This is a genomic window from Neisseria sp. P0021.S006 (assembly GCF_051956895.1).
Window position 1 is genome coordinate 1 of the sequence record NZ_JBQCWZ010000627.1, and the last position, 786, is coordinate 786.

At 55.2% G+C, this 786-nt stretch carries 1 protein-coding gene; it reads left to right on the forward strand.

Annotation, left to right across the window (positions count from 1 at the left end; all coding sequences use genetic code 11):
* The coding region (locus ACTHUM_RS16125) for a Na+/H+ antiporter NhaC family protein (RefSeq protein ID WP_440403438.1) at window positions 1-767 on the forward strand (767 nt) is incomplete at its 5' end.
* Window positions 768-786: the final 19 nt, after the last annotated feature.

Sequence of the window (786 nt, forward strand, 5' to 3'; positions counted from 1 at the left end):
ATGTAATGCACGCAATGGCGATTCCGGCTTTGGGCATGGTGTCCGGTTTGCTGCTGGCCTTTTTGCACTACCGCAAGCCGCGTATTTATCAAAACAACGCCGCCGATATGGAAGACAACCGTGAAGCGGTGCAGCAGCAAGAGCCGTCAACCTATCGCAGCTTGGTGGCGGCCGTGGCGATTGCCGTGTGTTTTGCCATTCAGCTTTTGTATGAAAACTCGTTGGTATTGGGCGCGATGTTGGGCTTTGCCGTGTTTATGATGTTGGGCGTGATGAACCGTTCCGCCGCCAGTGATGTGTTCGGCGAAGGCATCAAAATGATGGCGATGGTCGGCTTTATTATGATTGCGGCACAAGGTTTCGCCGCCGTCATGAACGCGACCGGCGACATTCAGCCTTTGGTCGAACGCAGCATGGCTTTGTTCGGAAGCAATAAAGGCATGGCCGCCTTTACCATGCTGTTTGTCGGCCTGCTGGTAACCATGGGCATCGGCTCGTCTTTCTCCACTTTGCCGATTATTACCGCGATTTATGTGCCTTTGTGCATCAGCTTGGGCTTCTCCCCAATGGCTACCGTGGCCATTGTCGGCACGGCAGGCGCGCTGGGCGATGCCGGCTCCCCCGCTTCCGACTCAACGCTCGGCCCGACCATGGGTTTGAACGCCGACGGTCAGCACGACCACATCCGCGATTCGGTTATCCCAACCTTTATCCACTACAATATCCCGCTGATGGTTGCAGGCTGGATTGCCGCGATGGTGCTGTAATATGAGCAATATTCAGGAA